General features: G+C 55.6%; 19 protein-coding genes. 5 read left to right on the forward strand and 14 right to left on the reverse strand.

Features of this window, described 5'->3' with window-relative positions; translation table 11 throughout:
- The first annotated feature begins 18 nt into the window (after positions 1–18).
- From PISL_RS09790 to PISL_RS09800, 3 genes are read left to right on the forward strand one after another with little or no spacing between them, the layout of a single operon-like run.
- A complete protein-coding gene (locus tag PISL_RS09790) occupies positions 19–888 on the forward strand; it encodes an ornithine cyclodeaminase family protein (RefSeq protein ID WP_011763622.1) in 870 nt (289 codons plus the stop codon).
- The gene (locus tag PISL_RS09795; RefSeq protein WP_011763623.1) at positions 879–2,234 is read left to right on the forward strand and encodes a DEAD/DEAH box helicase; all 1,356 of its coding nucleotides are present in this window, start codon (positions 879–881) and stop codon (positions 2,232–2,234) included. The genes PISL_RS09790 and PISL_RS09795 overlap by 10 nt, the downstream gene beginning before the upstream one ends.
- Positions 2,231–3,364 carry a DUF790 family protein gene (locus PISL_RS09800; RefSeq protein WP_011763624.1) on the forward strand — a complete coding sequence of 378 codons (1,134 nt, stop codon included), beginning with the start codon at positions 2,231–2,233 and terminating at the stop codon, positions 3,362–3,364. The genes PISL_RS09795 and PISL_RS09800 overlap by 4 nt, the downstream gene beginning before the upstream one ends.
- On the opposite strand, the gene PISL_RS09805 is transcribed toward PISL_RS09800, so the two are convergent.
- The 9 genes from PISL_RS09805 to PISL_RS09840 all read right to left on the reverse strand — a co-directional run bounded on the left by PISL_RS09805 (position 3,358) and on the right by PISL_RS09840 (position 10,175).
- The gene (locus tag PISL_RS09805) at positions 3,358–4,452 is read right to left on the reverse strand and encodes a radical SAM protein (protein ID WP_011763625.1); all 1,095 of its coding nucleotides are present in this window, start codon (positions 4,450–4,452) and stop codon (positions 3,358–3,360) included. The genes PISL_RS09800 and PISL_RS09805 overlap by 7 nt on opposite strands.
- 25 nt (positions 4,453–4,477) lie before the next feature.
- Positions 4,478–4,801, reverse strand: coding sequence for a 4Fe-4S dicluster domain-containing protein (locus PISL_RS09810; protein WP_011763626.1), 324 nt, complete (start codon positions 4,799–4,801; stop codon positions 4,478–4,480).
- A 277-nt stretch (positions 4,802–5,078) separates the two neighbouring features.
- Entirely contained in the window at positions 5,079–6,227 is a 1,149-nt protein-coding gene (locus tag PISL_RS09815; protein ID WP_011763627.1) for a DUF401 family protein, read from the reverse strand.
- Entirely contained in the window at positions 6,224–6,394 is a 171-nt protein-coding gene (locus PISL_RS09820; protein WP_011763628.1) for a 30S ribosomal protein S30e, read from the reverse strand. Before PISL_RS09820 ends, PISL_RS09815 begins: the two co-directional genes overlap by 4 nt.
- A 281-nt stretch (positions 6,395–6,675) precedes the next feature.
- Positions 6,676–7,977 (reverse strand): RNA-guided endonuclease InsQ/TnpB family protein, encoded by a 1,302-nt coding sequence (locus PISL_RS09825; protein ID WP_011763629.1) that lies wholly within the window; start codon positions 7,975–7,977, stop codon positions 6,676–6,678.
- A 75-nt stretch (positions 7,978–8,052) separates the two neighbouring features.
- On the reverse strand, positions 8,053–8,202 hold the full coding sequence (locus tag PISL_RS11195; RefSeq protein WP_209319995.1) for a TFIIB-type zinc ribbon-containing protein: 150 nt from the start codon (positions 8,200–8,202) through the stop codon (positions 8,053–8,055).
- Between the two features lie 341 nt (positions 8,203–8,543).
- Positions 8,544–8,972, reverse strand: coding sequence for a tRNA (N6-threonylcarbamoyladenosine(37)-N6)-methyltransferase TrmO (gene tsaA, locus PISL_RS09830; protein WP_011763630.1), 429 nt, complete (start codon positions 8,970–8,972; stop codon positions 8,544–8,546).
- Entirely contained in the window at positions 8,965–9,333 is a 369-nt protein-coding gene (locus tag PISL_RS09835; RefSeq protein WP_011763631.1) for a DUF1634 domain-containing protein, read from the reverse strand. The genes tsaA and PISL_RS09835 overlap by 8 nt, the downstream gene beginning before the upstream one ends.
- On the reverse strand, positions 9,324–10,175 hold the full coding sequence (locus PISL_RS09840; RefSeq protein WP_011763632.1) for a sulfite exporter TauE/SafE family protein: 852 nt from the start codon (positions 10,173–10,175) through the stop codon (positions 9,324–9,326). The genes PISL_RS09835 and PISL_RS09840 overlap by 10 nt, the downstream gene beginning before the upstream one ends.
- Positions 10,176–10,177: 2 nt before the next feature.
- Between PISL_RS09840 and PISL_RS09845 the strand changes: the two genes are divergently transcribed.
- Positions 10,178–11,479: an SLC13 family permease gene (locus PISL_RS09845; protein WP_011763633.1), complete on the forward strand. Its 1,302-nt coding sequence runs from the start codon at positions 10,178–10,180 to the stop codon at positions 11,477–11,479.
- Here the strand turns inward: PISL_RS09845 and trpA are convergent.
- Genes trpA through PISL_RS09870 form a run of 5 tightly spaced genes read right to left on the reverse strand, consistent with a single transcriptional unit; the run spans position 11,468 to position 16,276 of the window.
- Entirely contained in the window at positions 11,468–12,175 is a 708-nt protein-coding gene (gene trpA / locus PISL_RS09850) for a tryptophan synthase subunit alpha (protein WP_011763634.1), read from the reverse strand. The genes PISL_RS09845 and trpA overlap by 12 nt on opposite strands.
- Positions 12,172–12,753, reverse strand: a complete 582-nt coding sequence (locus PISL_RS09855; protein ID WP_011763635.1) for an aminodeoxychorismate/anthranilate synthase component II — start codon at positions 12,751–12,753, stop codon at positions 12,172–12,174. Before PISL_RS09855 ends, trpA begins: the two co-directional genes overlap by 4 nt.
- A complete protein-coding gene (locus PISL_RS09860; RefSeq protein WP_011763636.1) occupies positions 12,744–14,012 on the reverse strand; it encodes a chorismate-binding protein in 1,269 nt (422 codons plus the stop codon). Before PISL_RS09860 ends, PISL_RS09855 begins: the two co-directional genes overlap by 10 nt.
- The gene (gene trpD, locus PISL_RS09865; protein ID WP_011763637.1) at positions 14,009–14,998 is read right to left on the reverse strand and encodes an anthranilate phosphoribosyltransferase; all 990 of its coding nucleotides are present in this window, start codon (positions 14,996–14,998) and stop codon (positions 14,009–14,011) included. The genes PISL_RS09860 and trpD overlap by 4 nt, the downstream gene beginning before the upstream one ends.
- Positions 14,999–15,013: 15 nt before the next feature.
- Complete coding sequence (locus tag PISL_RS09870; RefSeq protein ID WP_011763638.1) at positions 15,014–16,276, reverse strand: TrpB-like pyridoxal phosphate-dependent enzyme; 1,263 nt, start codon at positions 16,274–16,276, stop codon at positions 15,014–15,016.
- Between the two features lie 157 nt (positions 16,277–16,433).
- On the opposite strand from PISL_RS09870, the gene PISL_RS09875 reads away from it, so the two are divergent.
- A complete protein-coding gene (locus PISL_RS09875) occupies positions 16,434–16,646 on the forward strand; it encodes a hypothetical protein (protein ID WP_053240502.1) in 213 nt (70 codons plus the stop codon).
- Positions 16,647–16,671: the final 25 nt, after the last annotated feature.

Raw genomic sequence — 16,671 nt, forward strand, 5'->3', positions numbered from 1 at the left:
GGCAATGGGTTGTTAATCATGTTAATCCTGCCAAATATAGACTTTCTTATAGACGCCGTAGAGGCTGTCGAGACTATAAGAAGGGCCTATTTCTCAGATGCTAAGTTCTTGCCGAGACAGGCTATAACAGTCGGCGAGACTTGGTTTGCTCCAATGGTCGGGTATATCGCCGGCCAGGGAATTACGGTTAAACTAGTGGGGATATATCCCAAGGCCAAGCCCGCAGTTAAGGCAGTTGTCCTCGTCTTTGATGTAGAGACAGGAGCCCCCCAGGCGTTGATAAATGGGACACAACTAACCGCCTGGCGTACAGCGGCGGCTAGTGGAGTCGCGGCGCAAGTACTAGGCGTAAAGCCGGCTGAGGTGGGGATAATTGGAGCTGGCGTCCAAGGGGAGTACCACCTCAGGGTATTTAAAGCGTTATTCCCCCAAGCGCAGTTTAAGATATATGACATATATGAAGACAAAGCTAGAGAAGTGGCGCAACGATGGGGTGCGAAACTAACCTCTCTAACTGATGTATTAAAAAGCGACTTGATAATAGCCGCAACAACTTCTAGAACTCCAGTGGTATTTGGCAGAGAGCTTAAAGAAGGCGCTACAGTAATATCAATAGGCGCTCCGCGACCTGTTAGAGAACTTGACGACGAAGTTAAGAGAAGGGCCGGCTGTTTCTTAGTAGATAATCCGCATGCCGCCGAGGAGACAGACGATATAGGTGGGAGTTGGGTTTACATCGGCGATTTTCTAAAAGGAAGGGAGTGTAAATTTGGAGAAATAAAGGTCTATAAGTCTGTTGGGAACCCCCTATTTGATGCCGCAATGGCCAGTTACGTATTAGAAAAGGCGAGAAAAATAGGGGCGGGAGCTGAGGTGCGGTGGGATTAACGCTGGTTTGGGACAGGGGGACAATACTTCTAGAGGGCGACGTACCGAGGGAGCTCAAGAGCCTCCCCTTTATAAAATTCGACAGTAGAGTTAATAAATATAGATCTCTCGCCATATACTACCCAAGGATTCTGGCTGTTGCAAAGGCGGTGGGCATAGAGATTGAAGACAGAGTCTGGGCTCCACAGTGTAAAGAAGTTAGGCCTGCCACAGAGGTCAAGCTGAGGAGTTACCAGAGGGAGGCCCTTGAGGCTTGGATGAAGACCAAGCGTGGCGTCGTGGTCATGCCCACCGGCGCCGGCAAAACACACGTGGCGATAGCCGCCATTGCTAAAATAGGCGAGCCAGCCCTCGTGGTCGTTCCCACAGTGGAACTGGTGCAACAGTGGAGGACCCGCTTATCCCACTACTTCCCGGGGAGGGTGGGGGTGTGGTACGGCGAAGAGAAGAGGGAGAGCTGCGTCACGGTGATCACTTACGACTCAGCCTACGCGGCGGTGGAGACCCTAGGCAACAAGTTTAGACTTCTCGTATTTGACGAGGTGCACCACCTCCCCTCCCAGTCCTACCGGCAGATAGCGGAGCTGAGCCCAGCCCCATACCGCATGGGGCTGACGGCGACGCCAGAGCGGTCAGACGGGCTACACGTAGATTTGGACTGGCTAGTGGGCCCCGTGGTGTATAGGCTATCCGCTGCCGAGGTGAGGGGCTTGTGGACGGCGGACTACGAGGTAGAAGTTATAAGAGTGCAGCTGAGGGAGGAGGAGAGAGCGCTATACAAGGAGCTGGAGAGACAGTACCTCGCCTACCTCAGGAAGAGGGGGTTGAGGTTCAGATCGCCGTCGGACTTCCAAAAGCTCGTTGTTCTAGCCGGCCGCGACCCCGAGGCGAGGAAGGCCCTCGCCGCTTGGCATGGCATGAGACGGCTAATCTTTGAGACAGAGGCCAAGGTAGACGCTGTGGGGGACATACTGGCGAGACACAGAGACTCTAAGATAATCATATTCACTGAATACACCTCCCTGGCCAGGGCCGTGTCAGAGCGCTACCTCATACCTCTGGTGACGCATGACACCTCTCCCTACGAGAGGGAGCTGGTGATGTCTGCCTTTAGGAGGGGGGAGTTCAAGGCCATAGTCACGGGGAAGGTGCTAGACGAGGGAGTTGACGTGCCCGACGTAGACGTGGTCGTAATTCTGGGCGGAACCTCCAGTACAAGACAATTCATACAGAGGATGGGCCGCGCCCTTAGGCTAAAGCCCCACAAGGCCAAGATATACGAGGTGGTGACCTCCAGCACTAGGGAGGTCGGGGCGGCGAGGAGAAGAAAGAAGGGCTTAACGTGATCCCCCTGGAGTACCTAAGAATTACGAAGAAGAGAGGCGAGGTAAAGCCGCTATACCTTATCGACGAGTCTCCAGCCGCTGCGGTGCTTGAGGCTGTAAGAAAGTCGGCGACTATAGGCGAGTTTAGGAAGAAAGTTGAGGCATTAGGTTGGGATAAGAGATTGACAGGAGGCTTGGCCCATCTTGTAGAACAGTTGGCCAAGGTGGAGGAGGTAGACACCCGCTTAGTGGCCAAGGTGAGGCTGGAGGTGTTCAAGGCCTCCGCCGCCGCGGGCTACGCCCTAACGCCCGAGGACCGGGAGAGGGTGTTCCAGGCGGCGGCCACCAAGCTGAGAATGGACGTGGCCGAGGTGAAGCGGCTCTTCTCCAAGGCCTACGAGGAAAACAGGGCCATCCTCCAGCCGCCCGACCTAACCCCCGGGGACCTCCTCCGCCTCTACAATCTCTCCCTTATCCAGACCCTCCTCTTCAAATCGCTATGGGTGAAGGCGAAGTTGCCCAATGACCCCCCGCTTGTGAAAACCCTCGTGAGAGCTGTAAAGGGTCTGAGACTGATGTATACGGCGGAGGAAGCCGGAGACCAGCTGGCGTTTCACTTCGACGGGCCCGCCTCTGCACTGAGGCAGACAGAGCGCTATGGCACGAGACTCGCTAAGCTCGTGCCCTACATAGTGGCAGCGTCCAACTGGAGTCTGGAGGCTGAGGTGAAGCTGGGCGACCGTACCTACCACTTCAGAGAGAGTTCGCAAACAGCGCCACCACTGGCTAGTAGACCGCCGGCTGCCGACGAGTTCGACAGCTACGTGGAGCAGGAGTTCTACCGCCAAGTGTCCAGGGTATGTCCAGTGGAGAGGGAGCCGGAGGTACTGGTGGTGGAGGGCAGGGTCTACATACCGGATTTTAAAATCGGCGACTTATATATAGAGGTTGTGGGGTTCTGGACGCCTGACTACCTGAGGCGGAAGTACGAAAAGGTTGTAAAAGTCGGCAAGCCCCTCCTGGTTCTGGTAGACGAGGAGCTCGCCATGTCCACCTGGAAGCAGCTCCTTCCCAACGTCGTGCTCTACAAGGGGAGGCCGCGGCTAGAAGACGTGTACAAGTACATAAAGCCATACTGCAGGCGTCAGTAGTAGTCGCCCAAAAGCCACTCGTTCCCTAAAGATACCTCCACAAGCCCGTTTTCCCTAGCTATCTTCAAGGCTGTTTCAGCATGTCTTCTAGAAGTGGGCGGTAGGTCGTCGAGCATATAGTCGGGGTGGAAGGCGAGGAACCTCGTGGGTACCTCTGGTTCTACGCGGGCGATGAACTTAGTAAGCAGATCTACCTCAACCTCGTCGACGTAGCCAGGGACTAGAAGAATCGAGGCTACCACAAGCGGCACTTCACGTCGTTCTCTAAAACGCCGAGCCGCCGCCTTGAAGTTACGTAACACCACGTCCACCTCTCCGTCTGTAAGCGCCTTGTATACACTGGGCGTAAACGCCTTTAGGTCAAACTTCACGATGCCCCCCGTCTTGAGCGATATGTCAACTACTTTGTCCAAGAGATGTGGCGCGATTTGGCCGCTTGTCTCCCAACACACCCTTATCCCTTTCTCCGCCGCCCTTTTTGCCACAAGTAGTGCGTGGACAGTCTGAGGCGCTGGATCTCCGCCAAAGAAACAAACACAAGTTACCCTCCGCCCCATCGCCCTCTCAAGCTCATCAACGGAGACCAGGCGGGGGTTTGAGGGGTACGTCCTATACTGCCAGTTCTGACAGTATAGACAGTCAAGACTACATGCGCCATAAAACACCGCCAGGTTGTAGTATCCAACCTCGCCCAGGGGAGATCTGGCGTAACGCGGATAGCCCCTACCAGTTGACGCTGGGCATATCCAATCGGCAACACAATTAGTAGGTATGGGGTCGTAATAATACGTGAGGACGCCGACGTTGATATCTCCACCAGGTCTAACAAGTCTCCCGCTGAAGTTTTTCACAAGGCCGCAGTAGCCCACGCTGCCCTCTGGGATGGCGCATCCCCTGCCGCAAATTCCACACGGCGTGCCAGAGGTCGGCGGAGACAACGGTAGTTTAAAACGCATACGGCTCACGGCGTGGGCTCTAGCGGCTATTTCTAAAGCGTCGCGGGGCCTCCTCCTTAGACAGTCTATACAAACGCCTAATTTACTAGATATTAAGATACTTCTATTTCCACAGAGTTTGCAAATGCCCACAGAAAAAGTACATGAAAAATTATTTTTAAACTGGCGGCGCCGTAATCCCGTATTTTGTCTTCCACTCTTCAAAAGCCTTCTGCTCCTCTGGTGTAAGTGATTTGCCAAATCTATACCAACCCTTCTTAGCCTTAGCCTCAGGGGTGGCTTCGCTGGCTTTAGATATAGCTTTTACAGGACAGACAGCTACACAAGAGAAGTCGTCTTTACACTTCTCCCAAATGAGTCTCGACTTGCCATTTTCATCTAACTCAAGAGCTTGATATGGACACGCCGCAACACACGCGCCGCAACTTATACATATGTCTTGGTCTATTACTACTCGTTCATATTTTGCCAGTTCAGCCATAACGCCAGAGATATATTTACTATAAAAACATTCATACGCAAAAAAGCGAAAAAGAGCTCATTCCAGTCTAACAATATGTCGTCGGTTATAAGAGTTGTCGTCTCTAGCTAAGGCGTTTAGACCGTCCCTCGGCGTTAGTTACAAGCAACTACGTTTATGTGGCTATCATATATTTGTATATGGCAGATAGTGTCAAAATTCTGCGTTTTTTAAGTAGCTTAAACGAATTCTATATGTCTCTACAAACGTGAAGTTATTGTTTGATAAACACGTAGGCCTACCTATAGTAAAAGACTAGCATGTAATATGCAATAGAGAGGACTACGACTAAGACGGCGGCTTTCAAAAGTAGTTTATATACTCTCGCCGATTCGCAACCGTAGTATTCACATGTTAAGACCAGGCAGGAATGGGCTGGGCTTAACATAACGCCGAGGAAGCCGCCAGTAAACGCTAATGCAAGAGCAGGTCCGTGTATCAGAGGAGATATAGGCGGGAAGGCTAATCCGGCGAAGGTAAACTCTATCCCAGTGGCTAAACCTACGGCAAAGGGTATGAAGAAAATTGCAAAAGCTGAGTATCCACTTAGAAGCTCGGCTAATTGGGTACTGAGCCCACTCTCTTTTATATACTGGGCGAAGACAAGAGAGAAGACTATGACAGATAGAATACGGGGGTTAAGCGCATATTTAAACGAGGCAATTATTTGCACCCTCGGCACTTTGTATACAACGACGTATGTCAAATAGACAGAGGCTACCGCCAGCGGAAGCGGTATTGTGAAAGATAGGGCGGCTACTGTGACAAGCGGCCATAGAGCTAGTAAATCTCTAGGTCTCCCGACTATTGCGACGTTTGTCACTAGCGGTGTGCCCATAGCCACGCCTGCAACTACTGCAAATAAGGCGGCTGGCCACGCCCACTCCACTACTTGCCACACAGACACCCCCAACACTGCAGATGTAATTAACACGCCTTGGAATAGCGGCCATATGGATATCCAAATGTGGCGCATCCAGTAGTTTAAAAAAGTCTTCTCATTTCTATCAAGCCCCATTTTTTCATAGAGAGGATCTACAACTACGGCACTTACATAGGCGCCGCCTGGCATAGGGAGGAGTCCAATTGCGGCAGGTATTAAAAACGCGGCGGCTCTTGGGCCGAGGGCGCTTAAGCCGCTTGCGATCTTATACCCCTTTTCTTTTAATAAAAAGCCGAGGGCCATGGCGAAGATTAGAGACGCCAAGATATAGGCCATAGATTCATTAAAGGCAGAGATAGAAACTTTCCACAAACTGGCGCCAAAAGCAACGGCGCCGTATATTAACGCGCCTACAGCGAGGGATATAGAGACATCTAATTTACGAGATAAAGTGCCAAATACTATAAACAGGACGATAAGTAAAAAAGTTGCTAATATGATCAAGCCTCAGTTGTGGCAGATGCGGATTGAGAAGAGGCGTAGAGAATCCTTCTCTTGTAATTCCTTATATTTCTCCTCCTCGGCGTTAGATTCTTTCTCGGCTTAGCCGGTATCTTAGGAGTTTGATTTCTCACCTTACCAGCCTTCGTCAGCGATCCGTGAGACGGCATAAGATAAGAAACGCTCCCATTTAAAAATTTTATGCTTATCAATGATCAAACTTTTAACCTCGTAAGTGCGTTCACCAGCCGGATTCCCAAGGCCGGTTGGCTCATAGGTTGTTGTGTTTGACGCGCCCGTCCGCCTGGGCACGGCCGGGCCCCGCGCGCCTGGGTTGCCCCTGTGCGGCTCGGGCGCGCGCCCCGAGCTCCCCCGGGGAAGGCCGGTTGTGTAAAGGGGAGCTACAGTTCTCTTTTCTAGAAATACGCAATATCTAGTCGGCCGCCTGTCCCTAGGCTGTTATGCCTAGGGACTTTCTCCTCGCCCACGCCTTCATGGGTATCCAAGATACCTCGGGCGTGGGGTCATCGGGCATGGGGCCGGGCGGCACGCGGCCCTCCTCGAGTGCCCTCCTTTCGGTGTTTATGACGGCGGCGACGTCCCTCCCCCACTCCCGCCCGCAGTGGGGGCACCGGAGGAGCCTCGGGGCAGAGCCCCTCGCAAGCCCCCCGCCACACCGCGGGCAGGTGGAGGAGGTTCTCCTCGGATTGACCTTCACCACGGGGATCCCCCTCTCCCTTGCCTTACGTATAATTTCCCTCAACATACTTCTAAAGCCAGCTTTGTAGATTCTATCTCTTAATACAGGATCATCAACTCTCGATATCATGTTTTTTGGCACTTCCTTTGGCAAATTTTCGACGGCTATTGCGGCACCTAACCTCTCCGCCTCTCTGACTACGAAATTGGCCGCCTTCCTCCGGATGTCGCTCTTCTTGTTCAGTTCGTTTTTCTTCAGCGCACGGCTTGTGTAGCGGTTGCCCTTGAGAGACTGCATAACCTCTCTCCGGCTGTGGTAGCCGAGTGTGATATCTCTAATCCCAGTCTCAAGGATGTACACCCTGCCGCCGGCCTTCACAGCCACGTTGTTCTCGTTGAGGTCAACGGCGATGATGCCCTTCGCCGGCCTCTCCTCTACAACCTTCTCGAAGACGAAGTAGACGTAGACCGCCCTCCTCTTTTCGTCCAGCTTTAGCCTCGGCTGCGACTTCAGCCTCCAGCCGCCGTTGAGGTGCTTCCAGAACTGCTTGGTCGGCCAAAGCGGTATCGTTATCCGACCTCTGTGCGTTGACACCCTTATGGCGGTATAGCCCTCTGGCTTCCAGAGGCGGTCGTCAAGCCAGATGCTGATCCTTCGTATTTCTGGCTTTTCCGTCTTCGCCTTGCCCTCGCGCTTCAGCGCCATAAAGCTCTTTACGCGTGTGGCTGCGTCCTGCGCAGCCGTGTAGACGTAGTGGGATGGGAGGTCGGGGTACCTCCCCCTCAGCTCGCTGTACAGAGCCTTGCGGAGTGAGACCTGCCCCGTCACGCCGCGCTTAAAGCCGTATTCAACGAACTCGACGACGAACTCCTTATACCTCTCCTCCAGCTCCTTCAACGCGTTGAACTTCCTCCAGCTCAGCCGCGGGCTGGGGACGGCGACGGCGTGCGTCAAGACGTCTTTCTTCTCGTCTTTCTTCTCAGCGTTGCTCTTGTTGCGCCTCCGGCTCCGCCTCCTCTGTCCGCTCCCCTTTTCTATATCCCCTGCTTCCATAATAAGATATAGTCCGCCGCACTGCGCTTTTCAGGATAGCTCTTGATTTTTGAGTAGAACTTTACCACGTCGCTGTCAACTTCGTCTGTCTGCCCCCCTTAAGAGGACAACAACGCGGCGGCGTAACTCTGGGCGGCGCCACCTCACAACCGTGCCGCACTCTCTACACACATACTCGCCGCTCTGCAACACTATTTTGCCAGAGCTACAGTACGGACAAATCATGAGTCGTTGCAATCCTCTACCTTTTTAAACAACACCTTATAACAAGATATATGGAGAGGGAGTTTTCCAAAAGTTCAAACTCCAGCCTTAGGAGTTCAGCTACATAATCCCACAGCCTTACCCCATAAATCCGCGTCTCACAGGCCGGGCAAGTGAAACACACATAGACGCCGTGTAAAGCGTACAAACGAGGGACATAGACCTCGTTGAAAAATATACGACATATAAAGCGTAGTCAATGAAAAATATACGAAACACTAACGTGTTGAACATACAACTGTCTAACTAGCTGGAAGACCTCCCCCGTCTCCAGCGCCCTCTTGGCCTCCGAGACCCTCCGCTCAAAGAGGTTCCTCGGCCCACCAGGGCGCTTTGACTCTCTCTGGACATCTCTTAGGTGAAAAGCCTTTTATATCGAGTACTGGGGTTCCGTTGAATAGATCTACTCCGTCTACGTAGAGCACGCGGCCATCACGCTTAAGTAGTCGGGCAATTGTCACAGCTATTGGGTTCGGCCTATCGGGGCTGTCTGTTGCAAAAACTCCAACCTCTGGGGCCCCCTCGACTCTTTTTGGTCTTACAACAAGCGGCCTCCCCCGGAATTTGTGGAGGTAAGCTATGATAATTATGTGGCTATACTCCTCAATCCCCGCGAGACCAGCCTCATACTCAGGTAAAATTTCTACGACGGCCTCAACTACCCGCCTCTTTTTTACTTCCTCGTCGGAGTAATTATGTCGTATATATCCAATGGGGGTAAGGCTATACATATACACGGGGTAAAATAAGCGAGATGAATAGGACAAATAATACAAATAGAGTTAGTGCAGTATATATGGCGTCTTTCTCCCTTATGAATTCGGCTACTGCCAGTGCCACGCGTACCAGGGGGGTAGCCATCAACACCGCCAGACCTATAAACAACAACGCTACGGCTGGGTGGGAGGGGAGGTTTATCACTAGACTAGCCGGAGGATACAGTGAGGAGTTTATAGGCGAACGGAGGTTGGCCAGTTCCGAAATCGACTTGTCCGGCCCTAGGGCGAGGAGGAGAAGGCCTGAGAGGATGAGGGCTACGCTGGCGGCAAGCCCCGCTCTCATCACCAACACGATTACGTCTTCTAGCTCCATACCCCCTTCAACAACATCTGTACCCCCAGCAGGAGCACCACCGTGGCAAAAAAGAACCGGACCGATCTACTCCTGAGGTGTGGCAATAGTCTGCTACCAACGTAGGCGCCGGCAAGTACGCCGAGGGCAGTCGCGGCAGCTAAGAAGGGCTGTATATAGCCGTGGACCCAGTACACCGCCGTCCCCGTGGCGGCGGTCACGCCTATCATGAAGTTGCTAGTGGCGGTAGACACCTTGATGGGGAGGGCCATCGCCCAGTCCATAGCCAACACCTTAAGCGCCCCTCCGCCTATGCCCAAGAAGCCGGACACGAGACCCGCGGCAAACATGATCAGCGCGCCAAGCCACCACCTAACTCCGTAATACTCCACCGTCTCTCCCCTTGCGGCGTCGTAATACCTACCTCTAAGCTTTAAAAAAGAAGTCCAGCGGTCTGGCGGAGGTCTAGGCCGCTCGCCTAGCTTAGCCACGGCCCACTGCATATAGGAGGAAAAGATGAGCACAGCGCCGAATACCAAATACACCACTCTTTGTAGCCCCGAGGCGTAGATCCAGGCGGCTGTGAGGGAGCCCGCCAGAGCGCCGAGGGTGGTGGAGATCTCTAGAGACATGCCTATTCTGACGTTGGTAAGCCTATCTCTCACATATGTTGCACTAGTCGCCAAAGAGGTGGCTATGGTAGAGACGAGGCTTGCGCCTGCGGCGTATTCCACAGGCACCCCAAGGGCGAGGACATAAATCGGCACCAACACCACCCCGCCGCCCAACCCCGTGAGAGACCCCACGAAGCCTGCGAAGACGCTTATTGTAAAGAGGGCGGCAAATAACAATGTGACATTCATATATGGGGCAACAGCTTAAAATATTAAAGTTTGTAGAGCTGATGTACCTCGGCGAGATCTATTCCATAGTCATAATAGCGGTGGTTATAATCGGCATGCTCCTCCGCCCGTTATACCCCAAGCTACCGGTTTGGTCTCTCATGTCGCTCGCCGCCTTTATAGCCATTGTGCCAGGCCCTCTGTCCATCGACCAAATACCGTCTGTGGTAAACTTCGAGGTTCTCTTCTTCCTCGTGGGGATGTTCTCTATCGTCGCCTTAGCTGAGTCCAGCGGGCTGTTAGACGCAGTAGCCTACTGGTTCCTCGGCCTCTTCAAGTCTAGATACGGGCTGGCGGTGGGGGCCTCTCTCCTCTTTGGCTTTTTGGCGGCTGTGGCTGTAAACGACACGGTGGCGCTGATGGGGCCCCCCATAGCGGCTGTACTCGCCCGCGCCGCGGGACTGCCGCCTAAGTTCGCCTTCCTTCTCCTGGCCTACTCGTTGACCATCGGGTCGGTTATGACGCCGGTGGGTAACCCCCAGAACATGTTAATAGCCGTCACCTCTGGCATACAAGCGCCGTTTATTGCCTTTTTCAAAACGCTGGCGTTGCCCACCCTCATAAACCTTGTCGTCACGCCGCTGATCCTGGCCAAGATGATGGGGGTGGAAAACGGCAGGGTGGCGATAGCCACAAGCCCATGGGAGGCCATTAGAAATAGGAGAGATGCGGCGGTGGCCGCCGCTGGGCTGACGGCGGCTGTGGCGGCCATGGTGGCAAATGACGTAGCCGCCGTAAGCGGAGCCCCCCATATACACAACATAGGGTTGATACCCTTCGTCGTGGCGACCTTCGTCTACTTCCTGGCGAGCGACCCCCGCGACCTCCTCTCCAGGGTGGACTGGGGCACGATACTCTTCTTCACCACTATGTTCATCGCCATGAAGGCAGTGTGGGACGGCGGCGTCCTCCAGCCGATTATCTCCGCCGCCCTCCCCACCTACCAAGGCACGGTCCACGACATGTTGGCCATAACCGCCCTCTCCCTCGGCCTCAGCCAAATCTTGAGCAACGTGCCCTTCGTCAATCTCTTTTCGGCCTACTTGATGCAAGTCGGCGCAGACGAGAGGGCGTGGCTCACTCTCGCCATGGCCAGCACCATCGCCGGCAACCTCACTCTACTCGGCGCCGCGTCGAACATAATAATCCTGGAGGTCCTCGAAAAGAAGTACCACACGTCGGTCTCCTTCACGGAGTTTCTTAAATATGGCGCGGTGGTCACTGCCGTAAATATAGCGATCTACCTCCCCTTCCTACTGCTGTGAGTCCAACGCCCCCCTTATCTCCTTGAGGAAGGCGATGGCCTCCTCTACCGAGTTTCTAAGCCTTCTTAAGAAGGCTGTTCCCACCACCACGGCGTCTGCCCCCGCCTTCACCACAGCGGCGGCCTTCCTAGGGCTGTCTATGGCGAAGCCCGCCACCAGATAGACTTCAGGCGCCACCTCCCTAACTGTCTTTATGTTTCTCTCGACGTATACCGGCAGCTCTATGCCAGTTGCGGCGTACAGCCCGAGGTATATGAAGGCGGGCTTTAGAGAGGCGAGGCGCCTAAGCAACGCGTAGGGGAACTTGCTGGGTATGAAGAAAGCCGGCTCCAGCCCGTACCTCCTGGTCAGCTCAACATAACGGTCTAGATCGCCTGGGAAGTCAATGAGGAGATCCGGGGCGAGGACCCCCCTCGCCCCCGCTGCACGCGCCGTCTCAAACAGTCTCTGGGGCTCCCCGGCGAAGTCCTCCCAATAGGCCATGATGTACGTCTCGCCGGGCGCCGCTTCCACAGCAGACGGCTCCGCCTCCCTATGCGCCTGCCTGATGTAGGGCCCGTCGTACTTCGGGTTTCTACTCGGCAGACCTAGCTCCACGAAGTCGGCCACCTCTCCCACGGCGGTAAGCGCCCTCTTGAAAACCTCAGCGTTGGGCCAGCCAGCCAGGACGTACACGCCGAGGCCGGGCCTCCTCATATGGTCAGATCTAGGAAGTTCTTTAAAATCCTCTTCCCAAGCGGCGTCGCCACGGACTCTGGGTGGAACTGAACCCCGTAGACGGGATGTTCCACATGCCGAAGCCCCATGATCTCCCCGTCGTCTAGGGAGTAGGCCTCCGCGACCAGAACCGGGGGAAGCTCGTCTACCACAAGGCTGTGGTATCGGGCGGCTTGAAAAACCTCTGGCACGCCCCTGTACAACGGCCCGCCGAGGTGGCGCACTTGGCTGGTCTTGCCGTGTTTTATTGTCTTCGCCCTCCTGATCTTTGCGCCAAAGACGTGTCCTATGATCTGGTGGCCTAGGCAGACGCCTAGTATGGGTATCCTCCCGCTGAACTCCCTCACGATGTCGGGCGAGTTCCCCACGTCGCGGGGGTTAGCCGGGTGTCCAGGGCCTGGCGAGATTATTATCCTGTCTGGCCTAATTCTCTCAACGATTTTGACAGTCACCTCGTCGTTTCTCAACACAAGCGGCCGGCTGCCCAGCTCGCCAATGTAGTGGGCAATGTTGTAGACAAAGCTGTCGTAGTTGTCTACGATCAGAGTCAAGTCCATGGCCCACCCTCCACGACGGCTCTGAGCGCTGCAAGCTTAGACTCGGTCTCTCTAAACTCACGCTCGGGCGTGGAGTCATACACAACCCCCGCCCCGGCTTGTATACGGAGGGAGTCGCCCATGGCCACTATAGTCCTTATGACTATGGCAAACTCGAGGAGAGACGGCGAGATGAAGCCCACGGCCCCTGCGTAGAACCTCCGAGGCTCGTCCTCAAGCTCGGCGATTATCTCCATAGCCCTTACCTTGGGGGCGCCGGACACGGTGCCCGCCGGGTGGGTGGCCAAGAGGGCGTCGACAGGGGTGAACCTTCTATCCATGACGCCCATGACCCTAGACACTATGTGTTGCACTCTGCTGTATTTCTCCACGGCGAACAGCTCTTCCACCTTGACAGACCCCAGCTGGCACACCCTCCCGATGTCGTTCCTAGCCAGATCCACGAGCATGATGTGTTCAGCTAGCTCCTTCTCGTCGCTGAGCATATCTTCCTCCAGCGCTAGATCCTCCTCCTCGGTGGCGCCCCTTGGCCTAGTCCCGGCGATTGGGTGGGTCTCCACGCGGCCGCTCTGCACCTTTACCAACAGCTCAGGCGACGTCCCAATCAAGTGGATATCGCCGTATTTAACGAAGTACATATACGGCGAGGGGTTCTCCTCTGCCAGCGCCTTGTACAGAGGGAAGAGGTCCCCCTCCGCTCTGTAGTCTACCCACCTGGAGAGCACCACTTGGAGGATCTCCCCAGCTGCGATCCTCTCCCTCCCCTCTGCCACCCAGCTCTTGAAGCGGTTCGGGTCGGTCATGGCCACCGGCCCCCTCACCTTGGTCTCTCTCCGTTCCACAGAAACCTTCGGCATTTCCCCCCTCAGGTAGCCCCTCCCCAGCATCTTGTCGTAGAGGATGTAGCCCCTGGGCTTAACCAGAAACGCCGCCGGGATAGACCGGTCTACCTTGTTATACCTAAGCAACAGAGGCTCCATGTAGTACGATGCCTCGTAGGTCAGAGCCCCGATTAACACATCGCCGCCGAAGGGCCCTCCATCCGCTTTCAACTCCCTTTGTGCTAAGTAGAGCACTTGTTGTAGATCGGGCCCAGAGGATACGTACGCCCTCTCCACCCCCCACGCCACGAGGGTGAACCTCGCCCTCTCTGCGAAGCCCTGGCCCGACTCTAGAAGAGCCACGAACTCCTCCCCCGACTGATACAGCCCGTGGGCTAGCTCTCTCGGCGGTGGGAGCTTAGACAGCGGGATCTTCATCTCGACGCCTCCACGGCCTCTCTCAGCTTCCTATACGCGGCCCCCTCTCTAATTGTCTTGACGGCGAGCTCGAAGCCGTCTCTGAAGTCCCTCACCACCTCGGCCACATACAGCGCCGCGGCGGCGTTGACAGCTATGGCGATCTCAGCCTCCCTATGCTCTCCCCTAAGCCCAGCCAAGGCGAGGCCCACCGCCTCCTCCCTTGTCGAGGCCCGGGGGAGCGGCGTTTTTCCAATGCCGAAGTCCTCCGGCTCTAAGACGTAGCGCTCGGCCCTCCCGCCCCTCACCTCCACCACCTCGGTGGGGCCCTCTGTGCTTACCTCATCCACGCCGGAGCCGTATACCACAAGGGCGCGGTCTAGCAAGACGGAGGCGACGCCGCCCACCACGTCCAACAGCCTCCTCTCCGACACGCCGATCAGTTGTCTCTTGACCAAGCCTGGGTTCGCGAGCGGCCCCACGATGTTGAAGACGGTGCGGAAGGGCAACTGTCTTCTCACTGGCGCGACTTTTGCAAAAGCCGGGTGGTACCGCGGGGCGAAGACGAAGGCGAAACCGATCTTCTCCACCATCTCAGCTGCCTTCTCAGGGCCCACCTCGAGGTTGTAGCCCACCGCCTCCATAAAGTCCGCGCTCCCGAAGAACCCCGACGCCGACCTGTTCCCGTGTTTTAACACCCTGGCCCCCGCCGCCGCGGCGACCACAGCGGCGAGCGTGGACAAGTTTATAGTCCCCGCCCCGTCGCCCCCCGTCCCCGCCGTATCTATAGCCTCAACCCTAAGCGGCACCTTAACCGCCACCTCTCTAGCCGATTTTACAAAACCCGTCACCTCCTCCGCCGTCTCCCCCCTACACCTCATCGCGGTGAGAGCCGCCGCGACAGCCACATCGTTTAGCCCCCCGGAGAGGATCTCACGCGAGAGGAGGTAGGCCTCGTCAATATTAAGCGAAACGCCGTTTGCAAGTTTTTTTAGTATATTTACCACCCCGAAGCCATATTGTTAATCTTCGGGGTGTTTATATATTTTCTCCCACTCAAGAGCCTTTTCATACGCGTCAACATCAAGAAGTCCATGACCAGACATGTTAAACACAACTACAGAGCCTGGCGGGAGTTTTTTTGCCAAATATATCACAGCCCTTACCGCATGTGCCGATTCGGGAGCTGGCAAAACGCCTTCTGATCTTGCAAAAAGCAACGCCGCCTCCATAACCTCCTCTTGGCCGTAGGCCACTGCCTCCACGTGGCCCAGCCGCTTAAGCAAAGAGAGGCTGGGAGCGGCGCCGTGGTAGCGCAGGCCCGCCGCGTGGACAGGCGGGGGGACGTAGTCGTGGCCTAGGGTGTACATCTTAATCAACGGCAGTATCCCCGTGGCGTCTGGGAAATCGTACCTATACTCCCCCCGCGTCAGCTTAGGGGCGGCGGCGGACTCCACGGCGAGAAACTTGGTTTTTCCAAACCCCTCCCCCCTGAGCTTAGCCCCAAGCATCGGGTATGTGAAACCGCCGAAGTTAGACCCCCCGCCGACGCAAGCCACCGCGTAGTCCGGCTCCTCGGGCAACTGTCTCATGGCCTCAAGGCCTATGACTGTCTGGTGGAGGAGGACGAACTCCATAACGCTACCCGGCAGATATTTTCTCCTCTCCCCCGAGAGGACGTACTCCACGGCCTCAGATATGGCTATGCCGAGGGACCCCGGGTGGTCGGGCCGGAAGTGCCTCCTGCCCGTCTCGGTCACCTCGCTGGGGCTTGGGTAGACGGTGGCGCCGTACGCCCTCATGAAGACCAGTCTCTGCCTCTTGCTGTTGTAGGAGGAGCGGGTCATGAAGACCGTCGCCTTGAGGCCGAAGAGCGCCGCGGCGAGAGACACAGCCATCCCCCACTGCCCCGCCCCCGTCTCAGTAGCCACCTCCACAGCCCCATCCGCCTTTGCGTAGTAGGCCTGAGCCACCGCGGTGTTGAGCTTGTGGCTACCCACCGGCAGAACCCCCTCGTACTTGTAGTATATGTGCACCTTAGTCCCAAGCGCCCGCTCAAACCCCTCCGCCCTCAGAAGGGGGGTAGGCCTCCCCACCCGCCTATAGACCTCTCTCACCTCCTCAGGTATGGGCACCCACCTCTCTGCGGTGAACTCCTGGTCAATCAGCGCAGAGGGCAGGATCCTGGTGAGAAGAGCGATTCTACTCTCCCCCTCATCTGGGTCCTTAGGAGGAGCGAGGACCCCGGGCAGATCAGCGGCGATGTTGTACCAGCGGTCTACCACCCCGACATGGCGTAGAGAAAGCCACGGATATATAAATTTATATGTAACGTGTGGCAGACCGCCGCCGACACGTGGATACAGGAGGAACCACTGCGAAAGCCTGTTCCGCACGTGGTTCCGGCCGTATTCTATATACTATGAGTTGTTCAAAACGTCTATGGAGTCCAAAACTAGGAAAATACCGCTGGCGTTGATAATAGCAGCGGCGGTGGTAGCGGCCTACGTTGGGCTTCTAGTGGCCGTCTCGTACTACATGTCACAAGGCGAAGAAAGCCACGTGGACCACGGCGTGGGAAACGTCGGCTGGCCCCAGGGGATCCACACGACGGAGGTGGGCAACCAAACCGCTAAGAGACAGAGAAAGGGCTGAGGCCCATGATGATGCCGAGCCTATT

Source organism: Pyrobaculum islandicum DSM 4184 (assembly GCF_000015205.1).
GTDB classification, from domain to species: domain Archaea; phylum Thermoproteota; class Thermoprotei; order Thermoproteales; family Thermoproteaceae; genus Pyrobaculum; species Pyrobaculum islandicum.

Excerpts from the sequence above, each read along its gene's own strand:
- PISL_RS09790 (WP_011763622.1), top strand. The coding sequence starts at position 19 with ATGTTAATCCTGCCAAATATAGACTTTCTTATAGACGCCGTAGAGGCT.
- PISL_RS09810 (WP_011763626.1), bottom strand. The coding sequence starts at position 4,801 with ATGGCTGAACTGGCAAAATATGAACGAGTAGTAATAGACCAAGACATA.
- PISL_RS09820 (WP_011763628.1), bottom strand. The coding sequence starts at position 6,394 with ATGCCGTCTCACGGATCGCTGACGAAGGCTGGTAAGGTGAGAAATCAA.
- PISL_RS09825 (WP_011763629.1), bottom strand. The coding sequence starts at position 7,977 with ATGGAAGCAGGGGATATAGAAAAGGGGAGCGGACAGAGGAGGCGGAGC.
- PISL_RS11195 (WP_209319995.1), bottom strand. The coding sequence starts at position 8,202 with ATGATTTGTCCGTACTGTAGCTCTGGCAAAATAGTGTTGCAGAGCGGC.
- tsaA (WP_011763630.1), bottom strand. The coding sequence starts at position 8,972 with ATGTATAGCCTTACCCCCATTGGATATATACGACATAATTACTCCGAC.
- PISL_RS09835 (WP_011763631.1), bottom strand. The coding sequence starts at position 9,333 with ATGGAGCTAGAAGACGTAATCGTGTTGGTGATGAGAGCGGGGCTTGCC.
- PISL_RS09840 (WP_011763632.1), bottom strand. The coding sequence starts at position 10,175 with ATGAATGTCACATTGTTATTTGCCGCCCTCTTTACAATAAGCGTCTTC.
- PISL_RS09845 (WP_011763633.1), top strand. The coding sequence starts at position 10,178 with ATGGGGCAACAGCTTAAAATATTAAAGTTTGTAGAGCTGATGTACCTC.
- trpA (WP_011763634.1), bottom strand. The coding sequence starts at position 12,175 with ATGAGGAGGCCCGGCCTCGGCGTGTACGTCCTGGCTGGCTGGCCCAAC.
- PISL_RS09855 (WP_011763635.1), bottom strand. The coding sequence starts at position 12,753 with ATGGACTTGACTCTGATCGTAGACAACTACGACAGCTTTGTCTACAAC.
- PISL_RS09860 (WP_011763636.1), bottom strand. The coding sequence starts at position 14,012 with ATGAAGATCCCGCTGTCTAAGCTCCCACCGCCGAGAGAGCTAGCCCAC.
- PISL_RS09875 (WP_053240502.1), top strand. The coding sequence starts at position 16,434 with ATGGAGTCCAAAACTAGGAAAATACCGCTGGCGTTGATAATAGCAGCG.